General features: G+C 52.0%; 17 protein-coding genes. 7 read left to right on the forward strand and 10 right to left on the reverse strand.

All coding sequences use genetic code 11. The annotated features are described in order from the left end of the window. Positions 1 to 226: 226 nt before the first annotated feature. The 5 genes from HY774_10725 to HY774_10745 all read right to left on the reverse strand — a co-directional run bounded on the left by HY774_10725 (position 227) and on the right by HY774_10745 (position 8,797). Positions 227 to 724 carry a dual specificity protein phosphatase family protein gene (locus HY774_10725; GenBank protein ID MBI4748953.1) on the reverse strand — a complete coding sequence of 166 codons (498 nt, stop codon included), beginning with the start codon at positions 722 to 724 and terminating at the stop codon, positions 227 to 229. Between the two features lie 53 nt (positions 725 to 777). Further along, positions 778 to 1,929, reverse strand: a complete 1,152-nt coding sequence (locus HY774_10730; GenBank protein MBI4748954.1) for a diguanylate cyclase — start codon at positions 1,927 to 1,929, stop codon at positions 778 to 780. A gap of 23 nt (positions 1,930 to 1,952) precedes the next feature. Beyond that, a complete protein-coding gene (locus HY774_10735; GenBank protein MBI4748955.1) occupies positions 1,953 to 5,405 on the reverse strand; it encodes a tetratricopeptide repeat protein in 3,453 nt (1,150 codons plus the stop codon). A gap of 404 nt (positions 5,406 to 5,809) precedes the next feature. Beyond that, positions 5,810 to 8,221, reverse strand: a complete 2,412-nt coding sequence (locus HY774_10740) for a VWA domain-containing protein (protein ID MBI4748956.1) — start codon at positions 8,219 to 8,221, stop codon at positions 5,810 to 5,812. Positions 8,222 to 8,638: 417 nt separating this feature from the next. Then, a complete protein-coding gene (locus HY774_10745; GenBank protein ID MBI4748957.1) occupies positions 8,639 to 8,797 on the reverse strand; it encodes a hypothetical protein in 159 nt (52 codons plus the stop codon). Between the two features lie 58 nt (positions 8,798 to 8,855). Between HY774_10745 and HY774_10750 the strand changes: the two genes are divergently transcribed. Then, complete coding sequence (locus HY774_10750; GenBank protein MBI4748958.1) at positions 8,856 to 9,479, forward strand: molybdenum cofactor guanylyltransferase; 624 nt, start codon at positions 8,856 to 8,858, stop codon at positions 9,477 to 9,479. On the opposite strand, the gene HY774_10755 is transcribed toward HY774_10750, so the two are convergent. From HY774_10755 to smc, 5 genes are all read right to left on the reverse strand, one after another. Beyond that, complete coding sequence (locus tag HY774_10755) at positions 9,470 to 9,910, reverse strand: ACT domain-containing protein (protein ID MBI4748959.1); 441 nt, start codon at positions 9,908 to 9,910, stop codon at positions 9,470 to 9,472. The genes HY774_10750 and HY774_10755 overlap by 10 nt on opposite strands. Positions 9,911 to 10,033: 123 nt before the next feature. Continuing rightward, entirely contained in the window at positions 10,034 to 10,795 is a 762-nt protein-coding gene (locus HY774_10760; protein MBI4748960.1) for a glycosyltransferase family 2 protein, read from the reverse strand. Positions 10,796 to 10,909: 114 nt separating this feature from the next. Next, positions 10,910 to 11,815: an oxygen-dependent coproporphyrinogen oxidase gene (hemF, locus tag HY774_10765; protein ID MBI4748961.1), complete on the reverse strand. Its 906-nt coding sequence runs from the start codon at positions 11,813 to 11,815 to the stop codon at positions 10,910 to 10,912. A 148-nt stretch (positions 11,816 to 11,963) separates the two neighbouring features. Continuing rightward, positions 11,964 to 12,374, reverse strand: a complete 411-nt coding sequence (locus HY774_10770) for an OsmC family protein (GenBank protein ID MBI4748962.1) — start codon at positions 12,372 to 12,374, stop codon at positions 11,964 to 11,966. Between the two features lie 100 nt (positions 12,375 to 12,474). Continuing rightward, the gene (smc, locus tag HY774_10775) at positions 12,475 to 16,080 is read right to left on the reverse strand and encodes a chromosome segregation protein SMC (GenBank protein ID MBI4748963.1); all 3,606 of its coding nucleotides are present in this window, start codon (positions 16,078 to 16,080) and stop codon (positions 12,475 to 12,477) included. A 197-nt stretch (positions 16,081 to 16,277) separates the two neighbouring features. On the opposite strand from smc, the gene HY774_10780 reads away from it, so the two are divergent. The 6 genes from HY774_10780 to HY774_10805 all read left to right on the forward strand — a co-directional run bounded on the left by HY774_10780 (position 16,278) and on the right by HY774_10805 (position 23,582). Beyond that, a complete protein-coding gene (locus tag HY774_10780) occupies positions 16,278 to 16,568 on the forward strand; it encodes a hypothetical protein (GenBank protein ID MBI4748964.1) in 291 nt (96 codons plus the stop codon). A gap of 170 nt (positions 16,569 to 16,738) precedes the next feature. Continuing rightward, the gene (locus HY774_10785; GenBank protein ID MBI4748965.1) at positions 16,739 to 18,133 is read left to right on the forward strand and encodes a VWA domain-containing protein; all 1,395 of its coding nucleotides are present in this window, start codon (positions 16,739 to 16,741) and stop codon (positions 18,131 to 18,133) included. Further along, positions 18,115 to 19,098, forward strand: coding sequence for a hypothetical protein (locus HY774_10790; GenBank protein ID MBI4748966.1), 984 nt, complete (start codon positions 18,115 to 18,117; stop codon positions 19,096 to 19,098). The genes HY774_10785 and HY774_10790 overlap by 19 nt, the downstream gene beginning before the upstream one ends. Positions 19,099 to 19,610: 512 nt before the next feature. Beyond that, a complete protein-coding gene (locus tag HY774_10795; protein ID MBI4748967.1) occupies positions 19,611 to 19,850 on the forward strand; it encodes a type II toxin-antitoxin system HicB family antitoxin in 240 nt (79 codons plus the stop codon). A gap of 139 nt (positions 19,851 to 19,989) precedes the next feature. Then, on the forward strand, positions 19,990 to 20,556 hold the full coding sequence (locus HY774_10800) for a Uma2 family endonuclease (GenBank protein ID MBI4748968.1): 567 nt from the start codon (positions 19,990 to 19,992) through the stop codon (positions 20,554 to 20,556). Between the two features lie 119 nt (positions 20,557 to 20,675). Further along, complete coding sequence (locus HY774_10805; protein MBI4748969.1) at positions 20,676 to 23,582, forward strand: M36 family metallopeptidase; 2,907 nt, start codon at positions 20,676 to 20,678, stop codon at positions 23,580 to 23,582. Positions 23,583 to 23,717: the final 135 nt, after the last annotated feature.

Raw genomic sequence — 23,717 nt, forward strand, 5'->3', positions numbered from 1 at the left:
GTCAGTAGTCAGTAGTCAGTAGTCAGTAGTCAGTAGTCAGTAGTCAGTAGTCAGTAGTCAGTAGTCAGTAGTCAGTAGTCAGTAGTCAGTAGTCGAGCGTTAGGATTTCGAATCACCTGTCAAATGTATTTTTTCTATTTGAGCCATTTATGAACAATTCTTTTTAAAACTTATGAACCCAACGATCCGGGTTTTATCTACTGACTACTGACTTATCAACTACTGACTAGGAACCAAATGCTTTCAGAAAAGCCTGAAATCGCTCAACCCACTGGACTTGCTCGCGAGTATCGGGAACGGAACAGCCCCGCGCTGATTGAATTAGGGCAAAACTTTCGTCAACCGACTTTCCATCCCGCACCAGAACGCAGGCCGCAATCAACGATGCACGTCCAATCCCGCCACGACAATGGATCACCATCCGCTGCCCGGCGGCCAAACTGGCAGCGAGCTTCTCGACCAGAAGCCGCACCTCACGAACTGAAGCTGGAGTTGAAAAATCAGGAATCGGAAACGAAATGTACTGTATGCCCTTTTGGATACACAAGCGCTCTTCTTCCCGAAGATCAAGTTCCTTCATTTCGGGTTCAGTTAAGAGTGACACCAGAATATTGACACCCTCTCGTTTGAGGGCCTCAATTTCGGATTCAAGCCATTCTCCGCCTCGTGGGCGAGGCATCGTTGCAAGCCGTGGAGACACCTCTCCCAGCCAAAAGAGTCGCATAAATATTTTCATCTGGAGTGCGGCCCACTTGACGCCGCTTTTTTCGAACGGGGTTAGTCCAAGGGAGAAGGCGAAATCATCACCCGGTTTCCACCAGCATCCTGAGCCAGTTCAAGTGCCAGATTCACGGCACTCAGCAAGGAATCAAGCGAAGATTTCAAGGGGAAGGAAGTGACGACGCCAAGGCTGACAGTGAGCCATTCGTCAGATTCATGACCAGGCATTGAAAGCCAGAGGGATTCTGCCTGGGAACGTAGATGTTCAGCAATTTCGGCAACTTCGTCTGAAGCTACGCCAGGCAGCACAATGAAAAATTCAGCCGAACCACAGTAACCAATCAATTTTGGCTCCGTCCGACATTCGGTTTCAATCATTTCAGCCACGGGACTCAGGATAACCCGGCTGAGTTCAGGAGTTACCGGGGTTGCGTGTTTTATAAACGGATCAACCACAAGCTTGATCAACGAGATCTCACGCTGAGCAAAGCGGTTGTTCCAGTGGGCCAGGAGTGTTTTATTCAACTCCTGGGCCGTCATCAGGTCGGCAACCTTACCAGCCAATGTTTCCTGAATCTCCGCCGGGGTTAGCCCTCCGGATTCTGATTCGTCAAACGAGACTGCCCAGACTGGCTGGGGTTCAGGGGTGGGACTGGTTTCCTGCAATGGACTGATTGGATGAGAAGGTTCCCAATTCATGGATGGGAAAGGGGTTGTAGCTTTCATTTCAGATGAAATAGCTGGCCGTAGCGCGCCAATATTCACCTCACTGGTTCTGTCTAATGTTCCCGTTGCAACGGACTCAGACGATGGAGCAATTTCTTCTTCCCATTGTGAAGATTGCGATGCCGTGGTCAGTGGGGCAGTTATTGCCCGAACTGCCTCCGAAATATCTCCTTCTTCAGTCTGAATTCGGTGGACATATTCGCCATACACTCCTTCAGCAGGCACAATTGGTTTGAGTTTGGCAGTTTTACCACGTCGGAGAATTGACTCAATTGCCGATAATCCCTCTTCAAGCGGAGCTTCAACTGGTTGTTGTACCGGCTCGATTTTGAGTGTATGCGAAAACCGAGGAAACTCAGGAATAGGGGATGGAGGCTGGGGGATAGGGGATAGAGGATAGAGGCTGGGGGCTGGTTCGACCGCTTCAAAATCGGGTTCCGGGTTCCGGGTTCCGGGTTCCGGGTTCCGGGTTCCGGGTTCCACAGCCTCACTTTCCAATGTTGGAGTCACTTCCAGCTCTGGCACTGAATCAATATCAAATTCCAGCCGTTCTGGTTCAGGCTCTTTGATTGCCTGGGTTTGGAGTTTTCAACCTCAGGTTCTTCAGGTTCTGATTCGAACTGAGTTTCTTCTTGAGAAAGTTTAGTTTCCGCAACCAGTTCATCTATCAGGGGTTCAAGTGAAGAAACAGACAAATCATCAGGCTCAACCGCTAACTCGATTTCCGTGTCCAGAACTTCTCCAAATTGATTTTCAAGCACAGCCGCAAGTTCGATTTCCCTGGAAATCAGGTTGTCATCTGGTTCGGAAGCTTCTTCTTGAATTAACTCATACTGAAGTGCCTGTGATTCAACATCTTTCAATTCCAATGAATAATCAGTCTCTGGTTCCTGGAGTAGATCTTCATCTATCAGGTCAGCCACCAGGGGTTCGAGCGAAGGCGCCGCCAAATCATCAGCTTCATGAACTGGCTCAATTTCGGTGTCCAACACTTCTCCAAACTGATTTTCGATCAGGCTGCTGGCTTCAAATTCCCTGGAAATCAGATCTTCATTCAATTGGCCAGAATCTTCCTGATGCATCAACTCATACTGAAGCGCCTGTGATTCAACGTCTTCGGATACTGGCTCAATCACATCGGCAGTCACAGGTTCAGCGTCTTCCTCAACTAAAGTTGGAATTTCCAACTCATCCGTCAGTTCTGCAATTCCTGAGCCCTGGATTTCAAAGGTGGTCACTTCCCCAACCACGGCAAAGTCGTACCCGTCGTCTGACACAGACTCACTCACCTCGATTGCTTCTGCAATCGCGGATTCAACTGTCGCCTCACCTAAAGTTGGAGGTTCCGGCTCAATCTCAACTTCCACAGACTCTAAACCCGGAACCCTGAACCCTGAACCCTGACTTTCAAATGTGGTCACTTCCCCAACCACAGCAAAGCCAGCATCTTCCAAAGCAGGCGCTTCTGTTTCAGGGACTTCCTCAAATTGGGCTGACACAATTTCTCCAGTTGGACCTGGAGGTTCCGGCTCAACCTCAGCTTCCACAAACCCGGAACCCGGAACCCGGAACCCGGAACCCGGACTTTCAAATCCTGAAACCGGCGTTTCAAAGCCTAAACCCGGATTTACCAGCGGTCCGGTAAATAATTCTCCGCCGGAAGCAGAAATGGCAAATAACCTGGCGGTTGAGAATTTACGAACTGGTTCTTCATCCAAAGGAGTTTCAGGTTCCGGAAGTGTATCTTCAACAACAGGTTCCGCCACCCCTGAACCCTGAACCCTGAACCCTGAACCCTGGCTTTCAAACCCTGAACCCTGGCTTTCAAACCCTGAACCCTGGTTGGTCTCCCAGGGTGGAGGTTCGGTCACGGCTGCTTCGGAAATCGCGGGAATTTCCGACATTTCTGGAATGGCTGGGGATTCAGCCTGCTGGTACATCTGATAGGCTTGGGCCAGAAAATCCTGGGCGTATCGTTGGGCTTCAAGTGAATCCCACGACTCAAAAGCAGGTTCTGGAATTACCGCTGGCGATTCTGGTAATTCCGCTACCTCTGGGGTCGAAGAAGTCAGTTGTGGCTCTGGAGTGCGCGGAATTTCAAAAACCATGGCATTTGAGGAAGGCTCTGGTTGAATTTTCGCCGTCTGACTGGATGGTTTGGCACTCACAGGCTCCATTGTGCCGGGAACTTCAAAGAACGTCGTGGTAGTTGAATCAACAATTTTGGCGCCGCCCTGTGAAAACTCGACGGGTGACTGCAGAAAATCCGTCACATTGAGTTCGATCACATCATCGTCCGCCGGAGGTGAAACCATCTCCACGGTTTCCTCCATTGCGGAATCAGTTGACAGCATTTCCCCGCTTTCAAGCGACCTGAGGAAGGAAACGTCAAACCGGCCAGTCAACAGTTTGGTTTGGACGACCGGATTGAGATAGGGATTGAGGAAATAGGCTTCCTGACGGATTTCTTCAGCCGCTGCATAATTTTCACGAGTTTCGTACAGTCGGGCAATTTCCAGGCATTCAAGCGCCGCTTTTTCCGCCAAACCACTTTCAACATATCGCTGTTTTAACTGCTGGCGGGCTTCGATGAAATCTGGCTGCTGGGCAACCAGGTCTTCAATCAATTTGATGCGGGCCTGTGCCAGTTCTGGATTTTTCGCCAGCATCTCTTCAAGCAGCTCGGTGCTGTAATCAGCCGATGATTCAACCTTTTCAGTCAGATCAACATCGTCATCAAGCTCAACCGTTTGAAGGGTATCGGAGGAAAGTTCCCCAGTAACGGGCCCGATTTGGGCCAGTTGAATCCGGTAGGTTTTCTTCCCTGGCGTCAGCCCGATGAGCCGTTCAAGTGCCATTCGGGCCTGCTTGTTCAATCCATGTTCCAAGGCAACTTCAACCACGGTATTGAGCGTGGTGGTCAGGTTCCGTTTTTCACCAACCCGCTCGTAAATATCAGCCAATGTCGTGAGCGCCATCAGGTTGCGTGGATCCTGGCTGACAATATTTTTCAAAATCGCCGTGGCGCGTTTTTTGTGGCGCCGGGCAACGATGAGATCCAGGCACTTGCCGATGAGCACCACCGCCCGGTTGTATTCGCCGCTGTTGACATAACCGCGGGCAACTTCAAGCAGGTATTCATACCGTTGCGGGTCCAGATCAAGCAGCCGAAGAAAGGCTTCTTCAGCTTCCGGATACATCCGGGCCTGAAGGCAGGTCCGTCCCAGCAACACGATCAAATCAACGTCATTGGGTGTGTTTTCAAGCAACTCCTGGAGCATGGCAACCGCCCCCTGGCGATCACCGTGTTGCAGGGAAAAATCGGTCAGTGCTCTGAGTGCAGGTTTGGAACCGGGTTTGACGACCAGTGCTTTTTGAAATGCCTGTAACCCTTCGGCCAACTGGGCCTTATGGTAAAACTCACGTCCCACCGTCACATAGATGTCGTGGGCTTCGTCAATCGAATCAATGCCAAAGAGCGCTTCGGCCAGTTCCATTTTTAAATATGGGTTGTCGGGATTGAGTTTGACCGCTTCGCGGAGCACTTTCACCGCGTTGACGTAATGTCCGCCGTGTTTACAGGCGTGAGAGGCGTTGACATAAATCTGGAGTGCATCCGAGGTCAGGCCCTGTTTGTTGAGCAGGTCAGCCAATACCAGAGCGACGCTATAATCAGTCGGATCAAGACGGTTGGCCTTGCGATAGAGCGCGGTGGATTGAGGAAGGTTTCCTTTTTTCCGATAGTAATCAGCCACCTTCAGATATTTGGCTGCCGCATCCTTGTTGCGTTTCACCTGGGCATAAAGACCAGCCAGTGTGACACACACACTCAGGTCAGCGGGATCGGCTTCCAGAATTCGTTCATATTCCTTGATGGCTGCTTCGATTTTTCCCTGCTGGGTGTATTTCTCAGCCGCTTTGAGTGACTTTTCCTTATTGAAAGAAAAGAACAAAGACATAGCTGTGCTCCTCGGATCTGAAGATGACAAGGTGACCTTTTGACAGGATGACAAGGTGACCTTTTGACAAGGTGACTTTTTGACAGGATGACAAGGTGACCTTTTGACAGGATGACAAGGTGACCTTTTGACAAGGTGACAAGGTGACCTTTTGACAGGGTGACTTTTTGACAAAGTGACCTTTTGATAGGTGACTTTTTGACAAGATACTCAGGAAATGGAGGTTTTGTCACCCTGTCACTTTGTCCCCCTGTCACCCTGTCACCTTGTCACCTTGTCACCTTGTCACTTTGTCCCCCTGTCACCTTGTCACCCTGTCACCCTGTCACTTTGTCACCTTGTCACCTTGTCACCTTGTCACCTTGTCACCTTGTCACCCTGTCCCCCTGTCACTTTGTCAGAAATTAGCCGCCAATAACTTCAAGAGTGACCTCAGAGCCAACCACGTTATGGGCAAAGTCTTCAGCGGTCACGATGATGGTATAGAGCCCGGAAGGTACTCCCTCAGGAATGTGAATCACCCCAATGTTGGTCTTGCGTTTTGGATCCCAAATGACTCTGACGGGAAGGGTTCCAGCCAGTCGGGCTGAGATTCGGCGGGTATCCTGATCGGCAGCCACCCGGATTTCGATTGAGTCGCCCGCCTGAGCCAGCGTTTTGGCCAGTTCGGGCTTGAGTTGCGGAGGCCGGCTGTCAATCACAAACCGTTTTTCTTCCTGAAAAACATTCCCTTTGTCATCGGTCAAAATCAACCGACAGGCGTAACTCCCATCCTGCATTTCTTTCGGCGCTAAAAATCGGGTTTCCCAGATATCTTCAGAGGTAAGGTAGGTCAGCGTTTTGGTCAAGCCAAAGGGGAACACTGCCACCACCGACTTGATTGAAGCATCAGTTCGAACCCTGAGTATCGGGTCACCCGGTTTGATGACGCGCGGTCTGAGCAATGACCGTGGAGCAGCCAGAAAGGCGGTGTAGGGAGTGACAAACTTGTATTTTTTGGAAAGGGCGATGATTTCGGCAATCAGGGCTTCGTCTTCGCCATTGAGCGCAATCAACCGGAGCAGGGCGTCTACGCGTTGGCGTGCCCACATTCGTGGCAGGTGACTGTGGGTGTTATCCAGTTCCGGCAAAGCAGCACTGGCGGCGAGCTTGATCGGGCGGCCATGCTGATCGCCAGCCAGTGAAAACGTGATGGATTGCGCCGGACGACGATAGCGTCCGACAAATGAAAACCGTGACCCGTCGTAACTGGTGGTGTCCACATCGGGATAGACCGAATAGACATTGGCCCCGTCACTGGTGGTCAGGGCCAGCGCTTCAATCGGCTTTTGGCCAACCTTGGCAAAAAAGGCCGTCAATCGGAATTCCAGTTCGTCGGTTTCGCGTCCCCAGTCAAAATAGCCACGGCTTGTCCGCGCCAGTTCTTTCAAGAATTGCTGATTGGTGTCAGAACCAATTCCAAAAGCATACACGCGGGCAATCCGTTTGGTGCCGCTTCCGTTGGCCGTGGAGAAATCCTGAACCATCCGACGTGAGACCGTGGTGGTCAGCGTTGGGTTCCCGTCGGTAATCAAAATCAAATCGCGCTCGTCACCGGGCAACTGTTTGGCCAGTTCCAATCCCTTTTTGAGCGCACCAACAAAATCCGTTCCACCTGACAAATAGCTTTGCTTGATAAAAGTGAGCGCCCGCTCGATGTTTTCAGGTGTCGCCGTCAGCGGTGTAGTTGAGAACGCCTGCACGTCGTCATTAAAGAGCAGCACGTTAAAACTATCCTGGGCAGCCAGTGTCCGTAAAAACAGCTCGGTGGCTTGAAACGCCCGGTCCAGTTTCTCCCACTGCATCGAGAGCGACGTGTCAAGCAAGATCACGACTGAGCGTTTTTCAGTGGTGGCTTTGATGAATTCACCCGGTTTGGCGCCACGTTCATTAAACACCGCTGCAATTTCAAAATACCCGTCGTTGTCCGGTTTGGTCCGGTTTGGGTCACGCAATTCCAGCGGCGAGATGATTTCCGGAGCGCGATAAGTCAGCAGGCTCAATTCGGTTTTGGTATTTTGCAGTGTGTAGTCAAAGGCAAAATCCTGACCAAACGAAACATTCGTGCCAGTAAAAGCCCCCACAATGTGGTCAGGTTGCTGAACCGAAAAGGCCAGTGGGTACTGGGTACTTCGCACATTGAGTTGGGACATCGGAATCCGACTCATCACATCTAGCGACAGGCTGAAAATCCCCGCCATTTGCTGGCCATATTCCGAGGGTTTGAGCGGTAGCGAGAAAAATGTCTGACCGCCTTCGACCGGCAGAAGCTGGGTATATTCCATTTCGACTCGTTTGGTTCCATAAGCCGGAATCGGCGTCAGCCGTACGGTAAAGGCGGTGCTGCCGCCTTCTTCGTCTTCCTGTGTGACCAGGCCGGGGTCAATATACTGGGCTTTGAGTTCTTCATAGATCTCAGTTGCCCGTTTGACTTCCAGAATCACGCCAGGAATGCGAATATCTCCGTCCCATACCGCGAAATCCGAAATCGCCCCCGTGGTTGGCAACTGAAAAATGTATTTGGATTCAAGGACTTGACTGGTGTGGTTGGCATAGATCTGGACGATCTTGACCCGCACATACTGATGGTCAATCCGAATATCGGTTGACATCTCAGCCAGTGAAAGCTGTTTTACATCTGGGGTTGAGGAATTTCCTGGGATGACCACTCCGGCCTGGGCGAAAACTGATTGGGAACAGCCGAGTACGCCGATCACAACCAGCACCACCGACCACACCGCTCTTCGAAAAGTCACAGCAAATGAACTACAAAACATAATGTGTCCTGGGTTCCTGACTGTCTTGTGCTGATGAGTTCTGTATTTGAAGGTGAATAAACTGGAAAAAAATTACAAGAAACTGACGTGTTGGCCTGCACAGATTACCACTGATGGGGAAAATAGCGAAGTAGCAATTCAAGTCAGTAGTCAGTAGTCAGTAGTCAGTAGTTGATAAGTCAGTAGTCAGTAGACAAAACCCAGATCGTTGAATTCGTCGAATTCTTGAAAAGAATTGTTCCTAAATGATTCAAATAGAACAAAATACACTTGACACGAATTCCAAAATCCCAAAATCCCAACACTCGACTACTGACTACTGATGCCAGTTAAGAGTTGAAGCCGTTTGGGTTCTCAGCCCACGAAGTGGGCGCCGGCTTGTAGCCCAGGGCGAGTCTTCGAGCCCTGGGAACCTGGTCACTCCCCACCCTTTCCCTGCCCGGCCAGCCGCCGTAGGCGGCGGCTGGCCGGGCGGGGGATTTTGGATTGGAGATGACCCGCATCCGGTGGTGGCGCGTCCAAAGCGACGCTGACCACCGGCTCACCTGACTCCATCCCAACGGGGATGAAAACCAAAAAACACTTCAACCCTTAACTGGCATTACTGACGACTGACTACTGACTACTAACGACTATGCCTTCAACTCTTTTTCCTGATGTAAGTGGATTTATTCTGGCTGGCGGTGAAAGCCGGCGAATGGGCGTTAACAAAGCCCGCCTTCTGGTCGAAGGAGTGCCGATGATTGAGCGCGTGTTGAATATTCTTTCTGCAGTGACAAATGACGTTTCGATTGTGACCAACACGCCGGAAGCATATCTGAGACTTGGGGTTCCGCTGTTGGGTGACTTACGTCGGGATGCCAGTCGTGGCGCTGGGCCACTGGCTGGAATCGAAGCCGCTTTGCACGCGGCAACTCGGTCATTTTCAATCATTGTGGCGTGTGATCTTCCCTTTTTGACGGCTGAGTTTCTATCTTTACTCCTCAACCATCGCCAGGAAGCCCAGATTGTCGTTCCAGAAACGACTGGAACTCAAAATCCACAGCTTCACAGCATGTGCGCTGTGTATCAGGCATCTGTTTTCCCAGTTGTGACCAGGTTACTTGATAATGGGGAGCGGCGAATGGAAACCCTGCTTGAACACACCACAGTCCGTCGTATCCGGGCCTCCGAATATGCGCATCTGCCTCGGTCCAATCGGTTGTTGATGAATGTCAACACACCCGATGAATTCCAGGCAGTTCACCATCACGACTGAGCAGCCGTTTGAGCCAGTTGGTTGAGGATTTCAACAGCCTTCTCACGTCTATCCCATTGAACCAAAAGATGATCGTGAAAAAAAGCTGAAATGACGTTGGTGCTGATTCCGGCAGTGGCCAGTGGTTGTGAAATCGCGGCCAGAAAGCCCACGGCTTCGAGTGAAGAATGAACCGTGAGGGTAACTTTGGCCCATTCGCCACGAAATTGGATTTGATGGGCCAACGCAACTTCTTTTTCCAGAATGAGAGTAACACCTTCAGCTTCACGAAAAAACCCTAAAGTCTGTGGAATCAAAGGAATGGCAGCAGATTCAGGAAGCGTGCAGAAAATAAAACACTGATCAGCCACGCTGGGTTGCATGGATCGAATCAGTTGAGTGAGGTTGGTTTCACCCAAATTGTTTATAGTGTGGTTTGTTGGATAACTCACGAGTCGCTTTTCCATTCATATCATGTTGTAATGAGCACTTCGCACTAAAAACCAGTCAAGTAATTGAATCAAAGGAACTTAGCAAACTACTGACTACTAACTACTGACTACTGACTGGTATCGCTACTCACTCAACCGCTTCCCATTTGGATCAAAAATCCGCCACTTGCCCAGTCCCCATTTTTGAAGCTTGAACGCCATTGAAACGCCTAGCACGCCCAGCCCATATTTACAACTTCGGATGAAATTGATTGATGATGAGTCAGCTTCATAGCGCGTCGGACAGCTAATTTCGCCGATTTGGAAATCAAAATAGACAATCTGAGCCAGCATTTCATTGTCGAAGATGAAATCGTTGTCGTTTTCGCCCAGCGGTAATTTTTCGAGCAACTTCCGTGAAAATGCCCGGTACCCGGTGTGATATTCAGAGAGACGTTCACTCAGCAAAATGTTCTGAAATGCTGTTAAACATCGGTTAAAGAAGTATTTATAAGCTGGCATGTTTCCCAGTAGCGCTCCCTTCCCGATGATGCGTGACCCAAGCACGCAATCATAGTGACCGCACGCAATCAGGTAGGCCATCGCCGGGAGCAACTTAGGCGTGTATTGATAGTCCGGGTGCAACATGATGACAATATCGGCGCCAGCCTTGAGGGCTTCGCGATAACAGGTTTTTTGATTGCCGCCGTATCCAAGATTTGTGGTGTGAACAATGGTTTTAATTCCAAGGCTGCGAGCAACTTCAGCCGTATCATCGTGACTGGCGTCATCAACGAGAATCAGTTCGTCAACTACATTCCGGTCAACTTCATTGTAAGTTCTGAGCAGCGTTTTGGCCGCATTATAGGCTGGTAAGACGACAACGACTTTGAGTCCATTTATCATATCTGGGGTTCAGGGTTGCAGGGTTCAGGGTTGCGGGGTTGCGGGGTTCTTCTTCGAAAGTATTGATTTCTAACCACTAACCACTAGCCACTAACCACTTTCTTCATTCTTCATTCAGTCGAGCCAGTTGTGCGGTTTATAGAATTCGAGGGCAGCGGCTTCAGGGGTTCCAGGTTCAGGCCGGTAATCATACACCCATTTGGCAAGCGGTGGGAGTGACATCAAAATGGATTCGGTACGGCCTTTGGTTTCAAGACCAAACAAGGTGCCGCGATCATAGACCAGATTGAATTCCACATACCGACCGCGACGAATCAACTGATGAGTGCGTTCGCGTTCGGCATAGGGTTCAGGCTGGCGGCGTTCAACAATCGGTAAATAGGCGGGGAGAAACGCTTTACCAGCATCCTGAACAAAAGCGAAGATCGCCTCAAGGCTGCTTTCCTCACCTTTCAGATGATCGAAAAACAAACCGCCGACGCCACGGGTCTCAGTGCGATGCGGCAGGTAAAAATAGTCATCACACCACTTTTTAAAGCGCGGATAATAGTCGGGATGATGCTGGTCGCAGGCGGCCTTCAAAACGGTGTGAAAGTGGACGGCATCTTCGCGGTACGGATAGTACGGCGTTAAATCAGCCCCACCTCCAAACCAGGCCACGCTTCCCTGCTCGAAATAGCGGAAATTGGCATGCACGGTCGGCACCATCGGGTTGCGTGGGTGTAAGACCAGCGACACGCCGGTAGCTGAAAATGACCGGTCTCCGCCGCTGTCTACCTGTCGGGCCAGTTTTTCGGGCATCTCGCCAAACACATAGGAAAAATTCACGCCGCCCTTTTCAAAAACACTGCCTTCCTGAAGCACGCGGGTTCGTCCGCCGCCACCGCCGGGACGATCCCACAAATCCTGTTGAAAGGCGCTGCCGTCAATCGCCTCAAGGGCAGTACAAATTTCATCTTGCAAGGCCGCAAAAAACTCGCGTGCCCGGTCAAGCATTGGCGGCTGAGTCATATCCGACATGGCATCGTCTCCGTCAAAGATGAGGGTTCAGGGATTTCCAATTTTGGTCTGTACGCCGATGTGCAATGAAGTCCTTGTAGGAGAAAACAGTCAGGTACTTCAATCAAATAGATTTAATGAACTACTGACTACTAACTACTAACTGGCATTATTCATAGACAAAAGTGGCGGGCTTTTCGATATCCGGATGGAGGCTGTGATGGACCGGGCAGGTCAGCGCCGCCCGTTCGAGTTTGGCTTTTTGCGCATCTGTCAGTCCTTTGGGCATGGTGATTCGCACAGGCAGTCGTCCAATTCGACGCGGAGGCGTGGTGGACATGTGTTTTTCAATGTGAAAGCCAAGCCCGGTGCAGTCAATGCCATCACGCTCGGCAACCATCGCCACAATCGTCACCATACAGGCTCCGAGCGCTGCCGAAGCCAGATCAGTGGGCGAAAACGAACTGCCATCGCCGTTATTGTCAACCGGCGGCGCCGTGCGAATGACCGTTCCTGACGGTCCATGCGTAAGTTCAAACTTCAAATTGCCAATGTAAGCACCTGTAATTTCAACGGCCATGGGAAAGTCTCCGGGTTCAGGGTTCAGGGTTCAGGGTTCAGGGTTCAGGGTTCAGGGTTCAGGGTTCAGGGTTCAGGGTTCAGGGTTCAGGGTTCAGGGTTCAGGGTTCAGGGTTCAGAATACAGAACGGACTTGGTTTATAACGGAAAATTGCCAGCACCAGTGCCAGTGCGACCATTGCTTTTTCACCACCTGACAGAAGCAACACCGATTGCAGCCGCTTTCCAGGTGGTTGGGCAATCAGGTCAATCCCGCTTTCAAGCACGTCTTCCTGGTCAATTAAAATCATTTCGCCGCGTCCACCACCAAATAGCTCCTGAAACACTCTGGCAAAGTGATCATTGATCTGGTTGAAGGCTTCGAGAAAGCGCTGGCGGGTGCGTTTGCGGATTTCCTTGAGGGCTTCTTCGGTGGTGGCGATGGCGTCAATGACGTCGGCCCGCTGGGCAATCAGAAATTCATGCCGTTTGGTGGCTTCTTCAAGTTCTTCAAGGGCCAGCATGTTGACTGGGCCCAGGGTTTCGATTTTTTCACGCAGGTCATCGAGGTCAGTCGAAAGTTCTTCGAGCGTGCGGGCGTCCGGAACGGTTTCTGCCGCCAACAGTTCTTCGAGGTGTTCGCTCAATTCACTGCGGCAGGTTTTGATCACATGCTCATATTCAGAAATGATCCGGGCCTGCTCGATTTCGTGACTGGAGCGCGCTTCACGAACCGCTTTTTCATTGCCACGCAACTGATTGAGCTTTTCTTCAAGTTCGTCAGCGCGACTGCGCAACGTTTCAAGCCGCATGACAGCTTTGGTCACCTTTTCAGCGGCGGTCAGTTGGCCCTTGGTTGACGTCACAATCTGGGCTTCGCAATCGGTCAATTGCTGCTTGTGAGTTTCAAGCCGGCCCCTGGCTTCGACCTGCTCAAGTTCAAGCTGTCCCTGACGGTGTTCGACATCGCGAATTTCATTTTCCAACCGACGCAGTTCAGACGAAGCCGACCGACGACGTTCCAACCGGGCCGCCACTTCAGCGCGAATGAGCGAGAGTTCTTCTGAAATCAGCTCGACACTGGGCCGGAGAGCCGTCAGTTTCTCCTGGGCCACGGCAAATTCTGATTCCAGGGATTTATGTCGCACTTCAGCCTGTTCGAGTTCGGTTTTGGTCTGGGCCAGTCGTTCCGCAAGCTGGGCCCGTTCTCTGGCAAGCTGTGTTTTTTCAGATTCGACCACATGGCAATGCTGGTCAGCCCGTTCCACATCCCGTTGACGTTGTTTGAGTTCGACGCTGGCAGCGGCAGCACGGTTTTCAAGTTCGCGCAATTCGCCGTCGGTTTCACGTTGCTGGGCTTTGTGTTCGGTCAGGCGGGCCTGGGCTTTTTCCAGGACGAGTGTTTGCTGGTGTACGGCTTCGTCAAGTTCGCCAATTTTGGCGGTCAGTTCCTTGATTTCACGTTTGAGGGCCAGCACGCTGGTCGGAGGCTTTTCCGAACCTCGCGTAACCAGCAGCGAACACCCCAGCACCTGCGCGCCATCCGGCGTCAAAAAGAGCCGGGTCGGATCCTGAGCGGACCAATCCAGGGCTTCATCAAGGGATGAAGCAATGTGGGCTTCGGCCAGTTGCGGCAACGCCCGTGAAAAAACGGTATTGAATTGCGGTGAAAGCCCCAACACGGACAAAAATGAAAGGCCGGTGCCAGTGTCAGGCTCACCTTCGGCAAGACGTTTCTTTCGGCTGGTCGCGGCTGGCGGATCGCCTTCCCCGCCTTGAAATCCGGTCACCAGAAAGGTCGCCCGTCCGCCTTTGTTGGCTTCAAGCCAGGTGGCGGCATTGACAGCCATCTCCATCGTCGGCACCAAAATGGATTGCACCCGGTCACCCAGCACGGTTTCCACCAGGCTTTCATAGGTGCTGGGAACATTCAGAAAATCAGCCAGCGTGCCCACCACGTGCAGACCAGGAATTTTTTTGGCTTCGTGGAGCAGCGTTTTGACCGTGCTTGAATAGTAGGCGTGGTGGTCATCCAGATTTTTGAGCGACCCCAGGCGGTCTTCGACACGGGTGCGCTCGCGCTGGGCCGTTGTCAAAGCAATTTGAGCCTGCTTGACAGCATCGTTGCCGCGATTGACTTCCGCGTTGAGTGTCGCCAGGGTTTCGCGAAACCCCTGAATCTGGGTGGTCAAGGCTTCACGAGTTTCAGTCGCCGATTCCAGTTCCTGAACTGCCTGCAGATGGCGTTCAATCGCCCGTTGTCCTTCAGACTCAAGATTTTGCGCCTGCCGAACCAGTCGGGCTTCCAGGTCATGGTGTTGTTGTTCCTGGTTGCGCAGCCGCTCGATCCGGGTGATGTGGGCAATCAATTGTGATCTGACCTGTTCCTGCTGGCGCTCTGATTCCTGGAGCTTGTGCGATTCGGCTTTATAGCGAGCTTCAATTCCAGAAAGCCGTTTTTCATCGCCGCTCAGCTCAACCCCCAGTTGCTCGTTTTTCAACCGACTTGCTTCCAAATCATGAACCACCAGATGACGGCGCTCAGCCAACCGAGTTGCTTCAGAAGCAAGTTCGCGCTGACGGAGCACCATCTGCTCGATTTGTTCACACAAATGTTTGCGCAAATTGGTGGCCCGGTCGCATTCCAGATTGACTTCCGAAGCGTGCTGGCGGGCAGCAGTCAACTGGTCTTCAGCCACACGGGCAAACTGCCGGGCTTCAGCAGTTTGGGTGGTAAGAAGCTGCGTTTGTGAGGTGAGGTGTTCTAACTGCGACGTGCAGGCATCGAAGGCAGCGGAAACAGCGTGATGTGATTCCTTGAGTTGCTGGGCGGTGCGAATAAAAAACGCCCGCAAGGCAGCCCGCATTTCATCCCGAAGCGCCACATATCGGCGGGCTTTTGACGCCTGGCGTTTGAGACTGTTGACCTGACGTTCGATTTCGGAGGTTAAATCATTTAATCGAGAGAGGTTCTGGCGGGTGCTTTCCAGCTTGACCTCCGCCGCGTGACGTTTGGCTTTAAATTTGGCCACCCCGGCGGCTTCCTCGATGAGTGCCCGGCGGTCGTGCGGCTTGGAAGAGAGCACCTGCCCAATTCGGCCCTGTTCGATAATCGCATAGCGGGCACGACTCAGGCCCGTTCCACTAAAAAAATCGAGAATGTCACGCAGACGGCACGTCCGACCGTTGATCAGATAATCACTTTCACCAGAGCGGTACAGGCGACGGCCAATGGTGATTTTTTCGCCCTGCACCAGCGTTGGAATTCGAAATTTGCGCGGTCCCCGGCGTTGTGTCTTTGCTGGGGAGTTCTCTTCCGAAGAAACTTCACTTGCCGGTTGGTCCGGTTCACCCGTAAACTGTTGCTGGAGCGATTCTTCAATTTCATCAATCGGAATTTCAGGGATCAACAAATCTTCGGTTGAAAGGTCGTCTTCCAGATTTTTGTCAGGTTCGATGTCGGCCACAGCGGTGAATGTCAGCAACACTTCGGCCATTCCAAGCGGTTTTCGGTCGCGCGTCCCATTAAAGATGATGTCTTCCATTTTACCGCCGCGCAGGTTTTTGGCGGATTGTTCACCAAGCACCCAGATGACGGCGTCCATCACGTTTGACTTGCCGCACCCGTTGGGACCAACAATAGCGGTGATTCCTTCGTGAAAAACGACTTCGGTAAAGTCGCAAAAGCTTTTAAAACCACGGATTTCCAGTTTATCGAGTCGTAACATGGCAGTACTTCGCACCAGACCGGAATGAGCTGGACAAGAGACATTTTCCGCCCTGGTGTACTTTCCAAACACAGGCTGTCAGGGGTAAAAAGAACCGTTACACTATTCGGAGATGCGCGGTACTGTCAAATTCTTTCAACTTGAAACCTCCGTTGCGGAAAGGTCAGAATGATTTGACCTCTCCCGTCCGGAGGACGATGGAAAGTAGCCGGTGGTTTGCTGCTTTGGGCATACCACCGGGACTCAGGCCCATTCCGTTCGCGCCCGGATGGGCGCTGGAAAAGAAGTTTGGTCATCAGGCACTTGGTTTCGCCAGACTTGAAGTTGATCCAGCGCCCATCCGGGCGCGAACATTTCTCGACCTGGATTCCGGTGGGTGCGCCTCAAAGCAGGCTGCCCACCGGCTACTTTCCAGCGCCCATCCGGGCGAAAACCGACCTTTCCACAACGGAGAACTTGAAACCTTCGGGCTGAAGACTTTGGGTTGAAGACATTGGGCTGGAAGAAGATGGGTTGAAAACCTTATGAATCAGTTTCTGACAGATCGGATTGAGCATCGTCGCATCCCTTCAGGATGAAACAGGAATGGGAAACCGTGACCGGTGGTAGCGCTCAAAGCAGCGCAACCGACCGGCTATCTGAACTGCAGCCTTTCAGGATGCCCAAACCAATACAACAATACAGCTATCAGCAAATCGCCGCACTCCAAATTATGTTCTCATTCCTCAATCATTTGCGAACCCAAACCACACCGCTGGTGCTTCATCGGAAAAAACCGCTCGTCTGGGATGATGAAGAATTGCACCATTCCATGTTTGACCGTGACCCGGAAGGCTATGCACTCGCAGCGCTGGCCCAGGGAGTGACCGGCTGGCAACAGGCACGGATTCTGCTGGAAATTCTTCGTCGGTCGTGGGTTGGAATACCTGATGATTCCCGGAAAATACTCGAACAAATAGCGGCCCTGCTGACCGCACTGCTGGAACCAGAGCAAACCCTGACCGTGTTTCTGGCTCTGCGGCGGTTGCGAGCCAACCACAACCACACATCGCGGGCAATTGTGCGGTGGGTTGTCAATCACCCAGGACTGGAAGATTTAGCCGTTTGTCGGCGTCCAGCCGTTGCAGATTGTTTGGAGCATGCGCTGGGCAAAGCGACGATTCGTGCGATTGCTCGACAGGCCAATCACGAAGGAACTGGCTGGGCTTCAACGCCAATCAACCGACTTCTTTCCAATCCAGACCGGGTGAAAGCTGTCTTGCCGTTTCTCTTTCATGCCTCCAAAACTCAGCCGACGGCACAAACCCTGTATCCAGTGGCACATACCCTGATTCGTCGAATCTGGCGACCGACTGAATCACTGCCCGAAGTGGTCACTCCAACCAATCGCGGCGATATTGCCGCCACGCTGGTTCACCTGTATCGAGGCGGTGCCACGCCAGAGCTGGTCGAAGCAATCGAGACTTATGTCAACCAGGCCGCCGCCGGATTACCGGTTTTTTCAGGTCGGTTGACAGTTGTGCTCGATGCTTCGGCATCAAGCCGGGGCTATGGCGACCGCGAGTTCTGCTGTATTTCCCAATCGGTGGCGTTCCAACGGGTGCTGGCCACTCTCTGCGCCCAAACCCGAACAATGACGGTTGGCGGTCAGGAAGATCCGCCCGTTCCCTACGGCCCAACCGACCTGGCAACAGCCGTGCTGGACGCCGTAGCCGACAATCCAGACCTGGTGGTGGTGCTTTCAGATGGCTATGAAAACTCCTGTCAGGGAGATTTGGCCGCCGTTGTTGCTGCCCTTCCAGCCGCTGGATGTGACACACCAGTGGTGTTTTGTCACAGTAAGTTCTCACATTCCGACGATTTGCAGTTGCGTCGCCCGGCAAATAATCTGACGGCGCTTGAGTTCTGGCACGAACGGGAATTTCCATCGTTGATTGAACGCCTGTGGTGTCTCGCCCGAGGCAACCATGGCTGGGAAACGCTCAAAGACCACTGGCGAACCGAGCTTTTTCGATGGTACAAGGAGTTGATGGTATGGACACGCTTGGATTGATTCACAACCCGCTGACCCTTTCCCAGTACCGGTTTGGCACGGTCCAAACCTCCGGGCCGTTGTCGGTCATTCCAATTTTCGGACCGGATCGGCAGGGAGAATTCGTCGGTCCACGAAGCGGGTTAAAACTTTCACAGGTCAAGGGTTATGGTAACCTGGAATTAAACAACCCGGCAGCCCGAGGTGTGGCAATCGTGCCGCTGCACATGGGCTACATTCAGGAAAATGCCCAAAATCACTGCCTGTGCCGGTCAGGGTTTATCGCGGCGGGTCAGAAAGTGATGTTTGATGACGCCTGCTGTGTGCAACAGGCCCAGGGCGGCTACCTGACCGAACGTGAACAATGGTTTTTCGTGCTTCCCCTGGCATTGCGGGAGGCGGCATTCCAACGCCGTCGGATCCAAAATTACAGCAAACTCTGGCCTTCGATTCGTGAGTTGTGCCAGCAGTTTCACCTCGAAGACCGTGGCCATTTAGAGCAAATCATCAGCCGGAAGCGAGCCTACCTGAATCAATACCAGAGCCGTTTTGAACTTCTGGATGGGCAGATTGGTGCTGCTTTTTTTCTGAATCACCGGCTGGTCGGGGTTGAAATTGCGCCAACCGCCGACTATTTCTGCGAAGTCTGGATGGGGTTGGTTTGCTTTTGTTATGGCACGTCGGCGATGTATCTGGAGCAGCGCACCGGTTGGGAATTGACGCCCAAACCGCTTGAGGGAACATCAATCATCGCGCTCAAAGAATCACTTTTTGAACGACGAACCCTGTACCGGCAACAGTTGCTCGAAGAATTGCAACCACTTCAAAAAGAAGAATTTCGACTGATGGAAGAAGAGCGGTTTCTTGATCTTGAACTGCATTCGGTTGACGGGAAATCGTTTGCCGGGCAGGTCGTGGTTCAGCAAGGCGAACTGACCTATCTCTCGCTGTTTGGTCGGCAGGCATATCTGAACCACTTGAATTGACGGTTGACCAGTGGGCGGGTTTCAGGTACAAGAAAACCTGGCAGGAACTGAGTTGGGCAATGATGCTTTTCTCCCGATACCAAACCGGTCAGAACGAAATAACGTTCGCTTGAGCATCAACGTGCTGACCACCTCTCCTGCCGCCCCCCTCGAACCATTTTCCCACCGAAAACAAATCCCCAAAATTCTTGAAAGCAATCAATACTCAATTACGATTTTTATTGTATCTTGCTAGAGAGTTAAACTATTTGGGGAAATAAGCTTACCGAATAATTGACTCTGAAATTGTTTTTTCTGAAAACCCTTATGCCCCGCAAAATTCGAGAACTGAAAACCATGCTTCGGAAGGCTGGTTTTTCCAACCGCAGTGGAAAAGGAAGTCACAGTGTTTGGAACCATCCCAGGCTTATCTATAGCCTCACACTTTCAGGAAATGACGGAGATGATGCCCGGAAGTATCAAGAAACAATGGTTCAGCAAGCTATAAAAGATGTGCAAGGAGGTAGTTAGTTATGAACAACAATTACAGCATCGTTATCCAATGGTCAGAGGAAGATCAGACATTTGTGGTGAGCTTGCCTGAATTTGGACCGTTTGCTCACACGCACGGCGACACCTATGAAGCCGCTCTCGAAAACGGGAAGCAGGTTTTGGACCTCCTTATTGAAGAATATCAAACCGCTGCCAAACCGCTGCCAAGACCACTCACCACCACTCACTGGCAGCTCACTTTCCAACAAATCCCGCAGTAATTGATTTTGAGAAAAAACCGCATGATTTTCAGGACGCCCCAAATGACACTTTGACCTTTGTTCACTTGACTGGGAAGATCAGCAAGCGAAGGCTTGGACGCTGAACTTTCTCAAAAATCCTTCCAGACACAGGTGTTTTATGGGTATCACAACTCAACTGGTCACGGCTGATGAATTGTTGCAAATGCCGAAAGGTCATTTTCGATATGAACTCATTCAAGGAGAGCTGAAACAACTGGCACCAGCGGGGCACGAACACGGCAGAATTGCGGTTCGCTTTACCTGGAGATTGGCTCAACACGTTGAAACCAATGGCCTTGGTGCGGTTTATGCGGCAGAAACCGGATTCCGACTGGCTTCAAATCCGGATACGGTTCGGGCACCGGACGTCGCGTTTGTCAATCGTGCTCATCTGGAAGCTGTTGGAACGGTCACAGGCTACTGGCCTCAAGCACCTGATTTAGCGGTTGAAGTCATCTCACCAGGCGATACGTATTCCGAGGTTGAAGAAAAAGCCACCCAATGGCTTGAAGCTGGGACATCACTGGTTTTGATTCTAAATCCACGCAAACAAACGGTTACAGTCTATCGGTCACTGACCAGCATCACCATTCTGAATCAGGAAGCAACACTTGATCTTGGAGACGTCGTTCCTGGGTTTTGTGTCTCAGTGAAAGATATTTTTGCCGAACCAGTGGTTTCCTGACCTTGCGAAGAAGGAAAAGTTCAGAGTTCCGCCTTCAGGCGGTATCTTTACCTTCAACAACAATTTCTGAGATTCTTCCGCCTGAAGGCGGGACTCTGAACAATGTCAGGATGTTCCGAATGACACACGATCAAGCAAGAAAAACGGGGCTGGGAATGATACTGAGCGGATTGCTACTGCTGCCGTGGGGCGTTGCGCTTCACGGACAATCCTCTGCTCAAGGAGGAAAAGATCAGAAAGCACTGCCAGTCGTTCGTCAGCAACTAGATGAACAGGCACAGGCGCAACTCCTTTCCAAACTCGGAGTTTCAGCCTCTGAGCAAACCGAACGAACATCACGCATTCAAAAATTGCGCCAGCGGCTACCTCAGGCTCAGATTGAATGGAGTGCGTTTACGGGAAACCCACATCACGTGTTTTCCTATGCTGGAGCGTTAACCGCGCCAAATTCCACGCAATCGCCTGAAACCATTGCCCGAACCTTTCTGCACCTGACGCCAGAGTTGTATCAAAGCCAAGTGGTTGACCTGCAACCAGAAACACTCCATCTGGTCAGGAGCTATCAAACCCGGCGCACCGGCGTCACACATCTGACCTTTCAGCAATATGCCGGTGGAATCCCTGTGCTTGGCGGTGCCATTCGGGCCAATGTGTTGCCCGATGGGAGGTTGCTTTCCCTTTCCGGCGACCTGTTTCAACTGAATCAACTCAACTCAGAACTTCTCCAAACCCTGAACCCTGAACCCCGAGCCCTGGTTTTTCAAAAGGCGCTCGAAGCCCTCAACCTCACCGACGAAAACCAGCTTCGAGCACCACTGAAAGCCAGCCAGGCACTGTTGCCGATTGGAAAAGACACACTGCGGCTGGTCTGGCAGGTGGAAGTTCAACCGCTTGAGAGTGCTGACCACTGGCTGGTGCTGGTGGATGCCGAACGCCATCAGGTTCTGCGAACTTATAACCTGACGTGGTATGCCGCTCAGACACCAACGCCACAGGGCCGAGTCTTTGCCACGACGCCACAGCCGAATTTACCGCGTGTCGTCGCCCCACCGCCGGGACTGGTTGAGCGCGAAATGCGGTCATTTGTCGGTGACCCGGTCGCTTCGCCAAATGGCTGGATTGATCTGACTCAGCGCACGACGGTTGGCAACAATGTCGAAGCCCAGGAAGACCGCGACGCCAACAACAGCGGCGGCTTTCGACCAGTTCTGTCAGATGAGATGATCTTCGATTTTCCGCTTGTCCTGCAAAATCCCACTCAGGGTCCAGAGCAGTTTCAGGCCGCCGCCGTCACCAATGCCTTTTACTGGGCCAATTTCATGCACGATTACCTGTATGGACTTGGGTTTGACGAAGCTGCCGGGAATTTTCAGCGTGACAACTTTGGACGTGGCGGCGTTGGCAACGACCCGGTGCGGGTTGATGCCCAGGACGGCGCCCGAATCAATAATTCCAGTTTTGCCACCTCACCAGATGGATCTCCGGGACAGATGAGCCTGTATTTTTGGACGCGAGCGGTGCCGTCGCTTGATTCGTCGCTGGATGCCGAAATTATCCTCCACGAATACACCCACGGCTTGACCAACCGACTCGTGGGCGGTCCCCAGGATGTGACCGCACTCAACCCGGTGCAAAGCTCTGGCATGGGCGAAGGCTGGTCCGACTGGTTTGCACTCTCGATTCTGACCAGAGCCGAAGACCCGGTTGATGGGGCGTTTCCTTTTGGAAGCTACGTGGCGCAAAACTTTGAACGCGGATTGCGACGCTTTGCCTACAGCACAAACGTGCAAATCAATCCCCTGACGTTTGCCGATATTGATCCGGCGCAGACCCGTTTCCCAGACGATCCGACCCAGGTTCACAAAGTTGGTGAAGTCTGGTGCTCAGCACTGTGGGAAGTTCGCGCCAATCTCATCGGGCGGTATGGATTTGAAGCCGGTCGCCGTGAAATGGAACAGCTTGTGGTTGAAGGGTTAAAACTGACGCCCACGGCTCCGACGATGCTTGATGCTCGCGACGCCATTTTGCTCGCGGATCGAATTGCGAACCAGGGTCAAAATCAGGACATCATCTGGCGTGGTTTTGCCAAACGCGGAATGGGCTTTACGGCGCGGGCGTTTGGCGGCGGACTGATGACTGTCCGGCAAGCCTTTGATCTTCCGCCGTTTGCAGATCCAACTGGACGCATTGTGCTCAGTGACGTGATTTTTGCTGATGGCGAATCAATGCAGATTTCGGTTGGCAAAGCATCTTTTGCCCAAACCGGGTCGGTCACGGTTGAAGTTCGCAGCACGACTGGGGATGTTGAAAGGCTGGTCCTCGATCAAGCCGATGCCATCCCGGCGCTGTTTGAAGGTGAATTACCCGTCAACGTCGGCCAGCCAGTCACAGTTGATGACGGCATCCTGCAGGCACAAATCGGCAATGATCTGACCGTTGCGCTGGTCAATCCGCCAGACGGTCAACCACTTTCGGCCACGGCGAAGGCCGGCCAGCGAATCGCCATTTTTTCTGACACGCTCGAATCCGGCATTGGTCGCTGGAAACCCAAAAATACCTGGGCCTTGACCACGATTTCAGCCAACAGTGCGACACATGCCTGGACCGATAGTCCGCAAGGAAACTATCCGGCCAAAGCGAATTTGATTTTGACCGCGCCAAAGTTTGACCTGACCCAGGTTCGTGGTGCCAAGCTGACCTTCTGGCATCAATTTGATTTGGAAAGAGGCTTTGATTTCGGCTTTGTCGAGGCGAAAGCTGGGGCCGGAATGCCCTGGCAAATTCTGGCGGTGTTTACCGGAAGCCAGCTTTCATTCCAGCCGGTCACAATTGACCTGAGCCAGTTTGACGGCAAAAAACCAAAGGTTCGGTTTCGACTCACCAGCGACACAATCAACCAGCGAGATGGATGGTACATTGATGATGTGAAAGTGGTGGGCGGTAGTGATGGCACCAAAAAGCCAGAACCCGAAGTTGAACCAGAGCCGGAAATAATTGAAATTCCGGCGGATAACCTGAACAAGTAATAGTTCTTCAGAAAATGGTTCAGAGTATCGTCTTTAGACGAAAGGATTTCATCGTTCGTCCTGCCGGGCAAAACTCACGCCTGAAGGCGTTATACCAGTTTGTAGTCAGTAGTCAGTAGTCAGTAGTTCACTAAC

The organism is Acidobacteriota bacterium (assembly GCA_016208495.1).
Lineage (GTDB): Bacteria > Acidobacteriota > Blastocatellia > Chloracidobacteriales > Chloracidobacteriaceae > JACQXX01.

Bases quoted from the DNA above. Each gene is read 5' to 3' on its own strand.
- HY774_10725 (MBI4748953.1), bottom strand. From the start codon at position 724: ATGCGACTCTTTTGGCTGGGAGAGGTGTCTCCACGGCTTGCAACGATG.
- HY774_10735 (MBI4748955.1), bottom strand. From the start codon at position 5,405: ATGTCTTTGTTCTTTTCTTTCAATAAGGAAAAGTCACTCAAAGCGGCT.
- HY774_10740 (MBI4748956.1), bottom strand. From the start codon at position 8,221: ATGTTTTGTAGTTCATTTGCTGTGACTTTTCGAAGAGCGGTGTGGTCG.
- HY774_10750 (MBI4748958.1), top strand. From the start codon at position 8,856: ATGCCTTCAACTCTTTTTCCTGATGTAAGTGGATTTATTCTGGCTGGC.
- HY774_10760 (MBI4748960.1), bottom strand. From the start codon at position 10,795: ATGATAAATGGACTCAAAGTCGTTGTCGTCTTACCAGCCTATAATGCG.
- hemF (MBI4748961.1), bottom strand. From the start codon at position 11,815: ATGTCGGATATGACTCAGCCGCCAATGCTTGACCGGGCACGCGAGTTT.
- HY774_10770 (MBI4748962.1), bottom strand. From the start codon at position 12,374: ATGGCCGTTGAAATTACAGGTGCTTACATTGGCAATTTGAAGTTTGAA.
- smc (MBI4748963.1), bottom strand. From the start codon at position 16,080: ATGTTACGACTCGATAAACTGGAAATCCGTGGTTTTAAAAGCTTTTGC.
- HY774_10780 (MBI4748964.1), top strand. From the start codon at position 16,278: ATGGAAAGTAGCCGGTGGTTTGCTGCTTTGGGCATACCACCGGGACTC.
- HY774_10785 (MBI4748965.1), top strand. From the start codon at position 16,739: ATGCCCAAACCAATACAACAATACAGCTATCAGCAAATCGCCGCACTC.
- HY774_10790 (MBI4748966.1), top strand. From the start codon at position 18,115: ATGGACACGCTTGGATTGATTCACAACCCGCTGACCCTTTCCCAGTAC.
- HY774_10795 (MBI4748967.1), top strand. From the start codon at position 19,611: ATGAACAACAATTACAGCATCGTTATCCAATGGTCAGAGGAAGATCAG.
- HY774_10800 (MBI4748968.1), top strand. From the start codon at position 19,990: ATGGGTATCACAACTCAACTGGTCACGGCTGATGAATTGTTGCAAATG.
- HY774_10805 (MBI4748969.1), top strand. From the start codon at position 20,676: ATGACACACGATCAAGCAAGAAAAACGGGGCTGGGAATGATACTGAGC.